Origin of the sequence: Lactonifactor sp. BIOML-A5, assembly GCF_009677585.1 — a bacterium.
Taxonomy (GTDB): domain Bacteria; phylum Bacillota; class Clostridia; order Lachnospirales; family Lachnospiraceae; genus Lactonifactor.
The window spans coordinates 19,028-34,561 of record NZ_WKYV01000017.1; the positions used below are offsets into that span (position 1 = coordinate 19,028).

The 15,534-nt window shown below is 45.6% G+C and carries 13 protein-coding genes; all 13 read left to right on the plus strand.

Features of this window, described 5'->3' with window-relative positions:
- The first annotated feature begins 36 nt into the window (after positions 1-36).
- The 13 genes from GKG41_RS14210 to GKG41_RS14270 all read left to right on the plus strand — a co-directional run bounded on the left by GKG41_RS14210 (position 37) and on the right by GKG41_RS14270 (position 15,531).
- Entirely contained in the window at positions 37-1,152 is a 1,116-nt protein-coding gene (locus GKG41_RS14210) for a chitobiase/beta-hexosaminidase C-terminal domain-containing protein (protein ID WP_154259717.1), read from the plus strand.
- Positions 1,153-1,256: 104 nt separating this feature from the next.
- Entirely contained in the window at positions 1,257-2,144 is an 888-nt protein-coding gene (locus GKG41_RS14215; protein WP_154259719.1) for a sulfide/dihydroorotate dehydrogenase-like FAD/NAD-binding protein, read from the plus strand.
- Positions 2,144-3,532 (plus strand): NADPH-dependent glutamate synthase, encoded by a 1,389-nt coding sequence (gltA, locus tag GKG41_RS14220; protein ID WP_154259721.1) that lies wholly within the window; start codon positions 2,144-2,146, stop codon positions 3,530-3,532. Before GKG41_RS14215 ends, gltA begins: the two co-directional genes overlap by 1 nt.
- A gap of 74 nt (positions 3,533-3,606) precedes the next feature.
- Positions 3,607-4,086 (plus strand): 23S rRNA (pseudouridine(1915)-N(3))-methyltransferase RlmH, encoded by a 480-nt coding sequence (gene rlmH / locus GKG41_RS14225; protein ID WP_154259723.1) that lies wholly within the window; start codon positions 3,607-3,609, stop codon positions 4,084-4,086.
- Positions 4,087-4,114: 28 nt separating this feature from the next.
- Positions 4,115-4,951: a helix-turn-helix transcriptional regulator gene (locus tag GKG41_RS23925; protein WP_347563361.1), complete on the plus strand. Its 837-nt coding sequence runs from the start codon at positions 4,115-4,117 to the stop codon at positions 4,949-4,951.
- Positions 4,952-5,033: 82 nt separating this feature from the next.
- Positions 5,034-5,498, plus strand: a complete 465-nt coding sequence (locus tag GKG41_RS14235) for a VOC family protein (RefSeq protein WP_154259727.1) — start codon at positions 5,034-5,036, stop codon at positions 5,496-5,498.
- Positions 5,499-5,717: 219 nt separating this feature from the next.
- Positions 5,718-6,038, plus strand: a complete 321-nt coding sequence (locus GKG41_RS14240; RefSeq protein ID WP_154259729.1) for a PadR family transcriptional regulator — start codon at positions 5,718-5,720, stop codon at positions 6,036-6,038.
- Complete coding sequence (locus tag GKG41_RS14245) at positions 6,031-6,627, plus strand: DUF1700 domain-containing protein (RefSeq protein ID WP_256281329.1); 597 nt, start codon at positions 6,031-6,033, stop codon at positions 6,625-6,627. Before GKG41_RS14240 ends, GKG41_RS14245 begins: the two co-directional genes overlap by 8 nt.
- On the plus strand, positions 6,611-7,564 hold the full coding sequence (locus tag GKG41_RS14250; protein WP_154259731.1) for a DUF4097 family beta strand repeat-containing protein: 954 nt from the start codon (positions 6,611-6,613) through the stop codon (positions 7,562-7,564). The genes GKG41_RS14245 and GKG41_RS14250 overlap by 17 nt, the downstream gene beginning before the upstream one ends.
- A gap of 210 nt (positions 7,565-7,774) precedes the next feature.
- The gene (locus GKG41_RS14255; RefSeq protein WP_154259733.1) at positions 7,775-9,367 is read left to right on the plus strand and encodes an L-serine ammonia-lyase, iron-sulfur-dependent, subunit alpha; all 1,593 of its coding nucleotides are present in this window, start codon (positions 7,775-7,777) and stop codon (positions 9,365-9,367) included.
- A gap of 289 nt (positions 9,368-9,656) precedes the next feature.
- Entirely contained in the window at positions 9,657-10,652 is a 996-nt protein-coding gene (locus GKG41_RS14260) for a DUF4003 family protein (protein ID WP_154259735.1), read from the plus strand.
- 74 nt (positions 10,653-10,726) lie between these two features.
- Entirely contained in the window at positions 10,727-13,786 is a 3,060-nt protein-coding gene (locus GKG41_RS23780) for a bacterial Ig-like domain-containing protein (RefSeq protein ID WP_154259737.1), read from the plus strand.
- A gap of 104 nt (positions 13,787-13,890) precedes the next feature.
- Positions 13,891-15,531 carry a Na/Pi cotransporter family protein gene (locus GKG41_RS14270; protein WP_347563362.1) on the plus strand — a complete coding sequence of 547 codons (1,641 nt, stop codon included), beginning with the start codon at positions 13,891-13,893 and terminating at the stop codon, positions 15,529-15,531.
- Positions 15,532-15,534 lie beyond the last annotated feature (3 nt).

Here is a 15,534-nt window from a genome sequence, read left to right on the forward strand (position 1 = left end):
GGATCATTGCAAATAAAAGAAATGAGGTATTAAACTATGAAATGCTCAAAGTGCGGAGCGAATATGCAGGATGGCACCCTGTATTGTCCTGTCTGCGGACAGGAAGTACAATGGGTTCCCGATTATTCAACACTTGAAACTCTGATGCAGCAGCATCAGATTAAAAAAAGCATTCCAGACCCCGAAGAGATAAGAAGAAAACAGGAACAGGAAGAGGCCCGAAGAAAAGCAGAGGAAAAAAAGAAGAAAGTACATACTACTGTTCTGGGATTTGTTATCTGTGTACTGCTCCTGGCATTGATTGCTTTTATCATTAACAGAAAGAACTATAATTCCTTTGATTATCAGCTGGCCCAGGCAGAATCCGAGCTTTCTAACAAGAACTTTGATAAAGCTTTAACATATGCAGACAGGGCTCTTTCTCTGAATCCTGACAGTGTGGAGGCAAATCTTCTGCTGGCGGAAATCTTTACTGCTCAGGGTGATACCGGCACAGCGCTTCCCATCCTGGAATCAGCTGTGAAAAATCATCCCACCAGTGTCAACGCCTACGGACAGCTTCTGCGGCTCTATGAGGCATTGGATAAAACGGAAGAAATCAAGGCACTCATGGATAACTGCACGGAGGAAAAGATTCTGGAGAAATACGCGTCTTATGTCTGTGAGGTACCAAAATTCAGCGATGAATCCGGTACCTACAAAAAGAAATTAAAGCTGAATCTCTATCCCTCGGAGGATTCAGATACCATCTATTACACAACAGACGGAAGTATCCCGGATAAGACCAGCAGACCGTACAGCGGCAGTATTGAACTCCCTGAGGGCAGTACGGTATTAAATGTAATTGCCTACAATGAGAAAGGGATTCCCAGCGAAATCGTCACACAGAATTATACCATTACGCTGGTGGGACCTGGGACACCTGAGATTACACCTACTTCAGGGGAATTTGAGATCACAGATACTATTAAAGTGACAGTACCAGAAGGCTGTACTGCCTACTATGCTTTTAATGAAACTCCTACAACCTCCAGCAAAAGATACCGAGGACCTGTATCTATGCAGGAGGGGGAAAATATTTTTTCGGTAATTTTAGTGGATGAGGATGGTAAAGTGAGCAATGTAGCCAGCGAAACCTACGTAGTTTACTAGATTGGTAAAAAAATAACGTTGATATTTTGGGCATTTTGCCTTATACTAGACAGTGATACACGTTATTTATGTAATAATGAATACATATTTTTTAGGAGGGAACTATGTACAAGATACTACACGCAGAAAACCTTGCAGGGAATATTTTTCTCATGCAGGTTGAGGCTCCGAGAATTGCTAAGCACTGTGAGCCCGGACAGTTTCTGATTGTTAGAATTGATGAAGTGGGAGAGAGAATTCCTCTGACTATCTGCGACTACGACAAAGAAGCTGGCACTATTACAATCGTATTTCAGCCGGTGGGCGCATCAACTGAAAGAATGTCTCATTTGAAAACAGGCGACTCTTTTATCGATGTAGTTGGTCCGCTGGGACAGCCTTCAGAATTTATCCATGAAGATATTGAAGAACTGAAGAAGAAAAAAATGCTGTTTGTTGCAGGAGGCGTTGGCACCGCACCGGTGTATCCCCAGGTCAAATGGCTTCATGAACATGGCGTAGACGTAGATGTCATTGTGGGCGCCAAGACAAAAGATTTGGTAATCCTTGAAAAAGAAATGGAAGCAGTGGCAGGAAACTTATACGTGACGACAGATGACGGTTCCTACGGACGTCACGGTATGGTTACAAAGGTGATTGAGGATCTCACCGCAGAAGGAAAACAGTATGATGTCTGTGTAGCTATCGGTCCTATGATTATGATGAAATTCTGCTGTTTAACCACTAAAAAATTAAATATCCCTACAATTGTCAGCATGAACCCTATTATGGTAGATGGTACCGGTATGTGCGGCGCCTGTCGTGTTGTTGTTGGAGATGAGATTAAGTTTGCATGTGTAGACGGACCTGAATTCGACGGCCATCTCATTGACTGGGCACAGGCAATGAAGAGACAGGCAATGTACAAAACAGAAGAGGGCCGTGCTTTATTAAAGCTTCGCGAGGGGGACACCCATCACGGCGGATGCGGACATTGTGGAGGTGATAAATAATGGCTGACAAATTAACAAAAGTACCTGTAAGAGAACAAGATCCCCAGGCCAGAGCAGCGAATTTTGAAGAGGTATGCCTGGGTTATAATAAAGAGGAAGCCATGGAAGAAGCTTCCCGCTGTATTAACTGTAAAAATGCTAAATGTATATCCGGATGTCCGGTATCCATCGACATTCCAGGGTTTATCAAAGAAGTAAAAGAAGGCAATTTTGCCGAGGCTTATAAGGTTATCGGCAAATCCAGTTCCCTTCCGGCAGTATGCGGACGTGTATGTCCTCAGGAAAGCCAGTGCGAAGGTGTATGTATCCGCGGAATAAAGGGTGAACCGGTTTCCATCGGAAAACTGGAGCGGTTTGTGGCAGACTGGGCCAAAGAAAACGGCGTAAAGCCGGAACCGCCCATGCCTTCCAACGGACATAAGGTAGCCGTCATTGGCTCCGGCCCTGCAGGACTGACCTGTGCAGGAGATCTGGCCAAATTAGGCTATGATGTAACCATATTTGAAGCCCTTCACCAGCCGGGCGGTGTTTTGGTATACGGCATTCCTGAATTCCGTCTTCCAAAAGACAAGGTAGTGGCAGTGGAAGTGGAAAATGTTAAATCCTTAGGAGTTAAGATTGAAACCGATGTAGTAATCGGCAAATCAACGACCATAGATGAATTGCTGCAGAACGAAGGATTCGAAGCTGTATTCATCGGTTCCGGTGCCGGACTTCCCATGTTCATGGGTATCCCCGGAGAAATCTCCAGCGGAGTATTCTCCGCCAACGAATATCTGACAAGAAGCAATCTTATGAAAGCATTCCGGGATGACTATGACACCCCAATCAAAACAGGCAAAAAGGTTGCGGTTATCGGCGGCGGCAACGTAGCCATGGATGCTGCCAGAACAGCAAAAAGACTGGGAGCAGAAGTACATATCGTATACCGCAGAAGTGAAGCAGAGCTTCCTGCCAGAGTAGAAGAAGTGCACCATGCAAAAGAGGAAGGCATTATCATGGATCTCCTCACCAATCCTTTAGAAATCTTTGCAGATGAAGACGGCTGGGTAAAAGGAATGAAATGCATCCGCATGGAGCTGGGAGAACCGGACGCTTCCGGCAGAAGACGCCCCGTAGAAATTCCGGGTTCCGAATTTGAAATGGAAGTAGACACCGTAATCATGTCCTTAGGTACCTCACCTAACCCATTGATCTCATCCACAACCATCGGTCTGGATGTAAACAAGAGGAAATGTATCATAGCAGATGAGGAATACGGCCAGACCTCCAAAGAAGGCGTATTTGCCGGCGGAGATGCTGTAACCGGAGCTGCAACCGTTATCCTGGCAATGGGAGCCGGAAAAGCAGGAGCCAAAGGAATCCATGAGTTCCTTTCTAAAAAATAAATAAAAAGGGGACGTGTTCTTTTTAAAAAGAACACGTCCCAAATTCGTTATGGCCTGTCCCCAAAGGAGTTATTATGAAAATTACTGTCTTATGTGTTGGAAAAATCAAGGAAAAGTATCTGACGGCGGGTATTGATGAATATTCGAAACGCCTCAGCCGCTACTGTCGTCTGGAGATCCTTCAGGTGGCGGATGAAAAAACCCCTGACAGAGCGAGTAAAGCTCTGGAGGATCAAATTAGAACAGTAGAGGGGGAGAGAATACTAAAGTGTCTCAGGGATGACTCCTATGTCATCGCTCTGGCCATCGACGGAGATATGCCTGATTCGGTGGCTTTGTCTCAAAAGCTGGAAAAACTCGGGGTGCAGGGATGCAGCCACATTACTTTTATTATCGGCGGTTCTCTTGGACTGAGTGATGCTGTGCTAAAACGAGCAGATGAAAAACTTAGTTTCTCCAGTTTGACCTTCCCACACCAGCTTATGCGTATGATTTTGCTGGAACAGATATACCGGAGTTTTCGGATTATAAATCATGAACCGTATCATAAATAGTGAGATTAAGTGCGAACGGAGGAATAGGATGAGCTCCATTGACTTTCACACCAGATACAGGTCCGCAACCGCAGTCCCTTTTACTGAGGATAAAACATATGTTAACATTGCGCCATCTCCCTTGTTACAGCCGTATATCCGCTGCTTTTGGGGATCCGCATGCAGTTTCAACCCTCATGAGTCCTCCATATACGGCCATATATTAATTATACCTGACACATGTTTTGATTTGATGCTCATTAAAAATCATAGAACAGGACGGATCAAGCATATTTTTTTAGGCCTGAACAATTGCCCCGTCCTTGACAGTTGGGATGAGCAGGATAAGAAGATTTCCATTTTCGCAGTGAGGTTTCCTATGTGGGCTATGAATTGTATAAGCAGGCTTCCCATGGAAGGAACTTTAAATCAAGCGGTGCCCTCCGGGGATATATTTCCATCCATAGAGGAACTGTGCGAAAAAATATTTGAGGAGCCTTTGTTTAACAGAAGAATGCTGATTGCCGAAGCATATATTAAAAAGCTGATGCGGACGGATGAAATTTCTCTGCCTTTTTTTGATGGGGTAGATTATATTTTAAGACAGAAAGGAACCGGTACCTTAAAACAGCTGGCCCGGCACCTCTGCTACAGCGAACGCCAGGTACAGAGGATTTTTCTGGACGCAGTGGGTACAACTCCCAAGCAGTTAATGAGTCTGGTCCGTTATCAGTCTGTCTGGCAGGAGTTGGTTGCCGTGCGAAATATTGACTATATGAATATTGTCTGCCGATACGGATATACGGATCAATCCCACTTTATCTCGGATTTTAAAAAATATCACTCTGTAACTCCCCGGGAGGCAGTGCGGATAATGCTGGAGTAATTTGGAATATTAATGTCGTTTATTTCCTATAAATCAAGTAAATATCTGTGGTAAACTAGAAGAAAACCAAGGAGGGCAAAGCATGAAGTACATGAGCACTGTAATTGCCGTGCATGATATAAATGCGTCCAGAAAATTTTATGAGGATTTATTTGGACTGAAGGTAGATCAGGATTACGGCAAGAATATTTCATTTACCTGCGGATTATCTTTGCAGGAGGAATTTGACTGGCTGGTACAGCTGCCAAAAGACAGAATAATACAAAGACCCAATAACATAGAACTTTGTTTTGAAGAGGAACAATTCGATTGTTTTCTGAAACGGTTAGAGCAATATTCTAATCTGGAGTATGTGAGTGATGTGATAGAGTGCGGCTGGGGACAGCGTGTCGTGAGATTCTATGATTTAGACGGACATATGATTGAAGTTGGGGAATGTATGAAAATGGTAGTAACCCGTTTTCTTGATTCAGGCTTGACCATGGAAGAAACTTCTGTTCGAATGGATGTCTCAATAGAAGATTTGTGTAAGCTTTTGAATGAATAGGCAGAGTGTGCGAGAGGAATAACAAGGATTTGATACTTGTTATTCCTTTTTTAATGTTCCGGGAACCAAATTATAGTAGTGTTAATGGACTAGAAAGTGGAATACGGAGGCTGCGGTTAAAAAGCACAAAGATATAGTAAATTAAAATATATATGTTGACAATACATATTATACGGAATATAATATACATATAAAAAGCATATAGGAAAGGAGAGTATTATGATTTTTCCATTAAATGCACCAATGTTCGATCTGCTTGTGCTGGCTGTTGTGGCAAAAGAAGATGCTTATGGTTACCAAATCAGTCAGATTATAAAAACTGTCTCGAATACTAAGGACTCCACATTGTACCCTGTTCTGCGCAGACTGCAGGAAAACCGCTGTCTGACTGTCTATGATGAGCAGCATCAGGGACGCAACCGCAAATACTACCAAATCACGGAAGAAGGCAAGTCTCAGTATCAAGTCCTTTTGAGAGAGTGGGAACTGTATAAAAGTGAGATTGATAAAATTGTTGAAGGAGGAGAAGAGTGTGAATAAAGAAGAATATATGAGCCAGATGCGGCATAATCTGCGCAGACTTCCAAAAGAAGACTTCGACAAAGCTATAGAATATTTTGAGGAATATTTTGCAGAAGCCGGACCTGAACAGGAGGGTCAGGCCATTGAAGATCTGGGAAGCCCTGATACTGCTGCCGATGAAATTATCCGTTCGCTGGCAGTCCAAAATGCCATGGAATCACAGAAAAGTGTGAAACGGGGGGTTTCTGCAGTTTGGGTGGGCATCTTAGCTGTTTTCGCCGCACCAATCGGCCTTCCACTGGCTTTTGCGGCAGGGGTTCTTGCCTTATCCTTTGTACTGGTAATTTTCTGTATCCTGTTTGCACTGATTGTCACAGCGGTTGCCTTGGCGTTATCTGCGATACCTCTGTTGGGCGGCAGTTTGTGGCTGCTTTTTACATCACCAATTAACGGACTGGCAAGCACCGGTTTGAGTCTGATTGCCATTGGAATCGGATTCTGGGTGGTAAAAGGATGCTTATGGCTGAGCAGGCGATTTTTAAATGGAATGACAGGATTATTTGGAAAGATAGCAAGGAAGGGGAAAAAACATGAAAGTGAAAAATAAAGTATATCTGGCTTCGTTTATCTGTATTGGCGCCGGTGCAGTCTTACTTATACTTGGATTACTGCTGGGAGGGCGCCCGGGATTCTATATTGACAAATCCGGAATCCACACAGCAAATGAAAGTGGAGCCGACTCACCTTATATTCAGGAAAAAATGAAATTAGATGAATTCTCAACCATAGACATCACCATACAATATGCAGATCTGGAGATTATTCCCTCTGACGGTTATTATATCGAGTACCGCCTTGACGGCAGTGAACCAAAGCCTGCGCTGGAGGTGAAGAACCAGAAGCTAAGTTTTAAAGAAAGAACAGCCGGTGGATTCATTGGTTTTAACTTTTTCTCCATAGGAGATATCGATGCCGCTCTTTCGCATTATTATGTGACATTATATGTACCCGCAGAAAAATATTTTACGAAGATTAGATTAGAAAATAATGACGGGGACATCCGGGCAGAACAATTGAAAGCAGAAACCATGGAGATTACAAATGATTACGGGCAGGTGGATCTGGGAAATGTTCAGGGGGAGAAGCTTAAAATCAATATGGATGACGGAACTTTGAAAATAAAATCTCTGGACGCCGCTGCTGCAATACTTTATAATGAATATGGAAAGTGCGAACTGGGTACAGTGAAAAGTCAGAGGCTGGAAGCAGAACTGGACGACGGAGACTTCTCCGCAGACAGATGCAGTGCAAAGGCTATACGGATTGACAACGAGTACGGCAACGTAAGACTGGGCCTTCTGGGAAAAACAGAGACTTATGAATTCGAACTGGAAACAGAGTATGGAAACATAGAACTCCCGGGATACCCTGAAATGTCTGTTGGTGGTAACGATGAAAAACGTATCAGAACAAACAACAGCGCAAAGAATAAAATTGTGGTTAATTGCGATGACGGTGATATTATGATTACCCAGGCTGAGTAGGGCGAAACAATACTGTTCGGTAGTGCATAGAGGTTTTGTATGAGCAAAAGGGATAACAGGTCAAAGAGCCTGTTATCCCTTTTGCTGTTTTCTGGTTGATTTGACAAAAGCAGAAGGGTTTGGGGGATAATTATTGACATGTGGCGGTACTGACTCTATAGTGGATTTATAAAGTTGTAAATATACGTAAGATCTTAAAAGGAGGATAACATGGATACATATTATGGAAGTATTTTTAATGAGGTGTTTGGGCCCATTATGGTAGGCACGTCAAGTTCGCATACTGCAGGTCCGTACCGAATTGGGGCTACTGCCCGCATGCTGCTGAGAGGGAATATACGGCAGGCGAGAATTTCATTTGACCCCAATAGTTCGTATGCCGCCTATTATAAATTACAGTGGTCAGACAGAGGTTTTACAGCCGGACTGCTGGGGATTGAAATAGACAGCGAGGACATGACAGATGCACTGGAGATTGCCCGTGAGAGAGGGGTAGAGATTCAGTTTGTGAAAGAGCCGAAAGAGAATAAACAGCCGAATTATGCCTATTTGGAATTGACAGGAGAAAATGGAGACAAGATGACTCTGGGCACCACATCCATTGGCGGGGGAGCCATTGAGATTGTAGAGATTGACCAATGTCCCATCTGTATAAAAGGTGACTTTAACACACTTTTTCTCTATCTGGAAAAAGATGCGCAGAATAATGAGATTGAGAAACAGGCGGCGGAAATTATTGAGGATGAATGCAGAATAAAAGAGAGCACGGGAGAGGACAGAAGAATTCTTTATCTGGAGACCAGAGCAGAGCTGGGTGAGGAGAAGCTGCATGCATTTTCCAGGCTGGAAGGTGTTGCCTGTGTACGGTATGCCGAACATGTACTTCCCGTTTTGTCCCGTTTCCAGTATGACAATATACCCTTTAAAACAGCGGCGGAAGCGCTGGAATATGGGAAGGCACATAACATTGACAGTGCCGGCGAGCTGGGAATCGCTTATGAGATGGCCCGCAGCGGTTATACCCGTGAAAAGGTTATGGATATTATGAAAAATATTGTCAGAGTCATGAGGGAATCTGTAAAGAGAGGAATAGAAACCATTACGGATGAAAAGGTGGGCGGACTTTATCCCATACAAGCTGCACATATGTATCGGAAGATCCAAGAGAAGAAGATTAAGATGGCAGACATTGGGGTGTTAAATGACATTGTATGCGTGGCAGTCGGAGTTCTGGAATCGGTGGAAGTAGAGCGCCCCGGTGCGGTTGTGGCATCCCCCACGGTTGGCTCGGTGGGAATTCTTCCGGCGGCAGTTGTCTATCTGGGAGACCATATGAAACTGAGTGAAGAGGAAATAGCGAAAGCAATGTTTGCTGCCGGAAGCGTTGGTATCTTTGTTGCCCATCAGGCTACTTTCGGAGGGGAGGTAGCAGGATGTCAGGCGGAGTGCGGTTCAGCAAGTGCTATGGCTTCCGCGGGTGTGGTAGAATTGATGGGAGGAAGCGCCAGCCAGGCATACATGGCGGCGACTGTAACGCTGCAGAACATATTAGGTCTAATCTGTGACGCCGTATCAGTTGGATATGAGCCCTGCAATGCCCGGAATGCTATGGCCGTATCCAATGCGGTTTCTACAGCCAATCTGGTTTTATGTGGTTTTTCTGTACAGATTCCGCTGGATGAGACCATAGAAACAATGAACCGCGTGGGCGGACAACTCCCTGTGTGTCTGAAAGGAACGTACGGAGGACTCTGCTGTACTCCCACAGGACAGAAAATTGCGGATTTTTGTGAGAATCGGTAAATGTAGTCAAAATGCTGGCTTTTATACCCGGCCAAGGGAAGTAATGTACAGGGGCTGCGGCACTAAATTAGTGCGGCAGCCCCTGTTTGAGAAGAGAGAAAATAAAATATTTATAGTTTACTGTGTCAAAACTAGTGAAATTGATGCCGTTATCTTGTATAATGAATTGTAAAAACAATGTTAAATCCATGTAAATGAAATGATCCCCACTTTTTTGGAATCTATGCTATTGAGTATTGGGCGGTAATGCCGGGAAGTGATTTCAGAGAACGGGAATAGGAGAACTCATATGAATCAGGCAATGAAGAGCAGATGCGAATTATTTGTACAGAACAGAAATGAAATCAGGAGCCGTTTCAGCTGGGAAAACAGCTACATGTATCCCCTGTCCGCAAGTATTTTTACAGGCAGAAACATGTCCGTCAATATTGAGCGGATGGAGGAATGCAAAAAGCTGTTAAAACAGGAGACAGGACCCTTCTCAAATTTTCGGGGTATGTCCAGGTTAGCGATTATATCTCTGCTGGCGGCAGATGCGAGCCCTGAGAGGAGGCTTAAAAACTCCTTGAGTGCTTACGGGGAGTTAAAAAATGAGTTTTATTCCTCCGCATATCTGCCTGTCACAGCGATTATTACGGCTGATATGGTCCAGCCGGAGGAATATAGTGAGGTGGCCCGGCGTACCCGGCGCATCTATGACCTTATGAAAAAAGAACATCCTCTATTGACTTCCGGGGAGGACAGCAGCATGGCGGTACTGCTTGCCCTGTCAAATAAGGATGAAAGACTGGCTGTAGAGGAAATGGAAGAATGTTACAAAGTACTTAAGGAACATTTCTTCTCCGGAAATGCCGTTCAGTCCCTGAGTCATGTACTGACTCTTGGAGAGGGGAGTCCCGGGGAAAAATGCCGCAAATCTATAGAGCTTTTTGAAAAACTCAAATCAGCTGGCTGCAAATACGGAACAGGGTATGAGCTGCCTACTCTGGGAGTACTGGCGCTTTTGGATGCCGGAACAGAGCTGGTAGCTTCAGAGGTTGCGGAAGTGAACGATTATCTGAAGACCCAGAAAGGATTTGGGGCTTTTGGCATTGGAGCGAAGCAGCGTGTGATGTATGCCGGAATGCTGGTTGCAGATGAATATACCACAGAGGAACCTAAAGCTTTGAATACAGCAGCAATAAGCGGAACCATTTCCATGGTTGCTGCTCAGGAAGCGGCGCTGTTAGCTGCTATTGCGGCGAGCACTGCGGCGGCGTCCGCTTCATCCGGCGCAAGTGATTAGGTCATGAGGACGATGCCTGACAGAATAAATTATAAAGGCTGTCAGAAAGGCGTTATTCAGACAGGAGGTTAGTTATGAAAAAGAAAACGAAAACAGCAGTCTGTCTGCTGATATTTGCATTGCTGTCAGGCAGTCTGCTGCCGCCTGTCTGTACATCAGCCGCTTCCCGGAAGGAGGAAGTCAGAGAATTTGCCAATTTAGTGGTTTTTGTACAGTTTGAACCCCTCACAGCAAAGAATTTTGTAAAAGATAAAGGCGAAGAAATATTTAAACTGTGGGAGGATCCAGGATACGGAACCTCTCTCTCCAGTTACCTTACAGAGATTTCTTACGGACAATTTCAGGTACATAATATTTTTCCCCAGTATGACGGCGTCTCTTTTACCCCTTATGTGGTTCCGCCGGAGTCAGCTTCTGATGAATATTCTCTGGTCGATTATGTGATAGATCAGATCCAGACATCCGAGACTCTGGATTATGATGGGGACGGAACGGTGGACAATCTGGTTATAGTGGCAGATAAGCCCTTTTCCGATGATCGGGGGAGCCCTTTTTATTCCCACAAGGCTAATTACGACGGCAGCGGGACCATCGGAGGAAAGGAAGTCTTTTCTTACAATATGCTGAACGGATACAGTGTATTTGAAGACAGCATAAGCAGGGAGGGCGTTATCTGCCACGAATTTCTGCACTCCATAGGATTTCCCGACTTATACAGAGACGGTGCGGCAGATGACAGCCCAGTAGGGACCTGGGATCTTATGGCAAGCTCTTCCATATATCTTCAGTACCCACTTGCTTACCTGCGCCAGTCTGCTGCCGGATGGACGCAAATAGATACCATTACAGAATCTGCAAAGGGATTGACTTTGGATACCCAGACGAATGCAGAAGGAACTCATGCATATATTCTGAAATCCCCTCTTTCCTCCAACGAATTTTTTGTAGTGGAATACAGGAAAAAGCCGGTTTATGATTTCAGCAGCAAGCCTTTGGATATTAAGATTCCGGGAAGCGGGCTGATTATCTACCGCATAAATACCAAGGTTGCAGGTCTGACGAATTATGCTTCCAGGGAAGATGGTGTCTACATTTTTCGGCCGGGGGTGACGGATGAACAGAATTGTTCCAAAGATCTCAGTCAGTCTTTCCTGTCTGCGGCTCCGGAGATAAACCGCACGTCCTTTGGATCTGCGGATTTTACAAGAACCATTGCAGACAATACGCCGGAAGAAAGTATAATAAGCTTTTCGGATGGAAGCAATTCAGGAATTGTAATAAAAAATGTGAGTGCCGGAGGGGGAGAGAATATTACCTTTGACGTTGAATTCGGGGACCTGGGGGACCTGGAACTGTGGGACACCTGCGGCCTGGATACAGATTTCGCTTTCACCTCCCAGTTCTCTGCCGCTATTCATTCCTCCAATGATATCTATGCTGTTCACGACGATGGAGAAACTGTGTATCTGTCCCATTGGAATAATAGCAGCTGGAGCAAAGTCGCTCCCGGGCTTCCGGCGGCGGCCGCCGGAAGCGAACGGCTGTTATTTTACAGGGATATCCCCTGTATATTGTATACCAGCCAGAGGGACGGGAGCAGCACCCTTTTTGCTGCTATGTTCGTAAATGGCAGTTGGGAGACCATACCATTAGCGTCTAACGTATATAACAGAGACTACCAGGCCGCTGCCGCCGGAGACAGTCTATACATCTCCTATACGGATACTCTGGAGGCAACCCCGGATCTGAAGCTTATAAGATTTCAGCCGGACAGCAGAGAGGTTACCTCTGTAAGTCTGGGGGAGAGATATAATCCATCCATACAAGCGGAGGGTGACACTGCATATCTGGCGGCCCGCTCTTTTCCGGACAACCAGATTTCTGTATATAAAATAGCAGGTGATGCATCTATAGAAGAACTGCCGGCTCCAGAAGCTGTATCCAGTATCTTTGCGGTCTCTCCGGGGGAGGAAGAATCGGTTTACCTCTGTGCGGCTATTGACGGCGACGACGGACAGACACTTCAGGCATACCGGTTTTCTGAAGGAAACTGGTCTGCGGCAGGTGATTTTGCAATGACAGCACGTGGAATCGCCTGTGATTTGACGGTGGCCGGAGGGATTCCGTATGCGGCAGTTATGCAGGCTTCCTCTGGTGAGAGCTACAAAGTCTCGGTGTATCGGTATAAGGATGCGGTATGGGAACCCTTTGGAGGCGCGGTGGATCGTTCAGTAGATACCGCCTCTTATCCTGAGGTTGCTCTTCATACAGATAATGAATATATCTATATAGCATATACCAATTATCCCGGTGCTTTTTTGAAAACAAAGAAACTGGAGGGGCCTTCCGGCACAGACACACCGGATCCCACGGAGAATCCAGTGGTGAGGATTACCTGTATTCCTCCGGCCAAAAGGCAATATGAGACAGGGGAACAGCTGGATACATCAGGGATGGCAGTACAGGCAGTTTTGGCTGATAATACAGTCATAGGCCTGAATGATTCCCAGTATGGAATTTCAGGCTTCGACTCTTCCCGCACAGGCAGTCAAACCATAAAAGTTTCTTACAGTGAAAATATATACTGTTATTTTACTGTGAGTATTTCTGAAAAAACCGTGGTTCCGCCTCCTGAAAGAAAAGAAGGATGGGTACAAAACAGTGAGGGATGGAGGTATGTGTATGCCGACGGCACGTATCCCATTTCCCGCTGGGTGCTGATTGAAAACAGATGGTATTATTTTAATAATCACGGCTACAGGCAAACCGGGTGGCTGAGGCTCGGAAACACCTGGTATTATCTGAAGGAGAGCGGAGCAATGGCCACGGGCTGGCTGAGGCTCGGAAACACCTGGTATTATCTGAAGGAGAGCGGAGCAATGGCCACGGGCTGGCTGAAGCTTGGGAACACCTGGTATTACCTGAAGGGAAGCGGAGCGATGGCCACGGGCTGGCTGAAGCTTGGGAACACCTGGTATTACCTGAAGGGAAGCGGAGCGATGGCCACGGGCTGGCTGAAGCTGGGAAGTACCTGGTATTACCTGAAAGGAAGCGGAGCGATGGCTGCCGGTTGGTTACAGATCGGAAAAAGCCGTTATTATTTTAATGCCGGAGGTGCCTGGATTCCAAGGTGAACCTCCGGCTGTATGCCGGCCGTACTTCACAGCCGCTGTTCCGGATTATAATACCTGGTCAGGAGCTGTGAAATGCGGCAATTCTTGTTAAAACTAAGGAGAAAATGATGGAATTACTTTTGACGTTATTAGGCGGACTTGGTCTGTTTTTATTTGGTATGAATTTTATGAGCCAGGGGCTGCAGAAGGCAGCCGGGGCAAAACTAAGGAATATACTGGAGGCCATGACCAAGAATAAAATGATAGCGGTTTTTTTTGGCGCACTTTTTACTGCAATTATCCAGTCCTCAGGAGCAACTACGGTTATGGTTGTCAGCTTTGTCAACGCCGGAATCATGTCGCTTGCTCAGTCTGTGGGAATCATCTTTGGCGCAAATATCGGTACAACTATCACTTCTCAGCTGGTTGCTTTTAATCTCACAGGGGTTGCCCCATTTATCTTGTTTGTAGGCGCCGTATTTATGATGTTCGGCAGAAAACCCATGGTAAAAAAAATAGGGGAAGTTATTCTGGGATTCGGGGCACTGTTTATGGGGATCAGTATGATGAAGGATGCTATGGCAGGACTTAGACAGTATCAGACGGTACTGCAGGTCCTTGGCAGCCTTGATAATCCGCTGCTTGGGATTCTGCTTGGCACTGTTCTGACTGTGATTGTGCAGAGCTCTTCTGTAACGGTAAGTATTCTGCTGCTGATGGCAAGCCAGGGACTAGTGGGACTCCCAGTATGTTTTTATGTAATTTTAGGCTGTAATATCGGCTCCTGTACGCCGGCGGTCCTGGCCTGTCTGGAAGCGAAAAAAGATGCCCAGAGGGCGGCTCTCATTCATGTATTATTTAATGTCTTCGGCATGATTATTATCGGGGGGCTGCTTGTCTTTGGCATGCAGTATTTTGAACCCTTTATTCTGAAAATTTCGGGCTCCGATGTGGGAAGGTGTGTGGCAAATGCAGATACCTTTTATAAGACCTTTCAGACACTTTTGTTTTTGCCTCTCTCCACGCAGTTTGTGAAGCTGACAAAACGGCTGATTCCTGGTGAGGATAAGGAGAGTGAAGGGTACCAGCTCCTTTATATTGGAAAGCAGAACATCTTTTCCCCGTCTACTGCCGTGGTAGAGACAACACAGGAAATTGAGCGGATGGCCGCCCTTACCAAGGGGAATCTGAGCCTATCCATGGAAGCTTTCTTTGATGGGAATGAGGACAAGATAAGCCAGGTGTATGAGACAGAAAAACAGATAGACTTTTTAAGCCGGGAAATTACGGATTATCTGGTGCGCATCAATCAGCTTCAGCTGCCGGTGGCAGATGCTGAGCGGATCGGAGGATTGTTTCATGTGGTCAGCGATATTGAACGGATTGGCGACCATGCGGAAAATATTGCAGATGCGGCGGTAAAATGCAGAGAAGACGGCATTACATTTACCGAGAAGGGGGAGAAGGAAATTCTGGTAATGCACGGGAAGGCCATGGAGATTCTGGAAAAGTCTATGGAAATGTTTACTTCTTTGGATCCCAGGAATCTTCCCGATATTCTGGAGCTTGAGGACAGCATTGATCATATGGAGCGGGAGCTGCAGGAGAACCATGTAAGGCGGATGGCGAAGGGAACCTGTTCTCCCATGGCGGGTATTATTTTCACGGATCTGGTGACCGGCCTGGAGCGTGTGGCCGATCATGCAACGAATATTGCTTTTTCTATCCTGGAAAAAGACCCGGAGGAAGAGAAGCAGTACATATAAGGT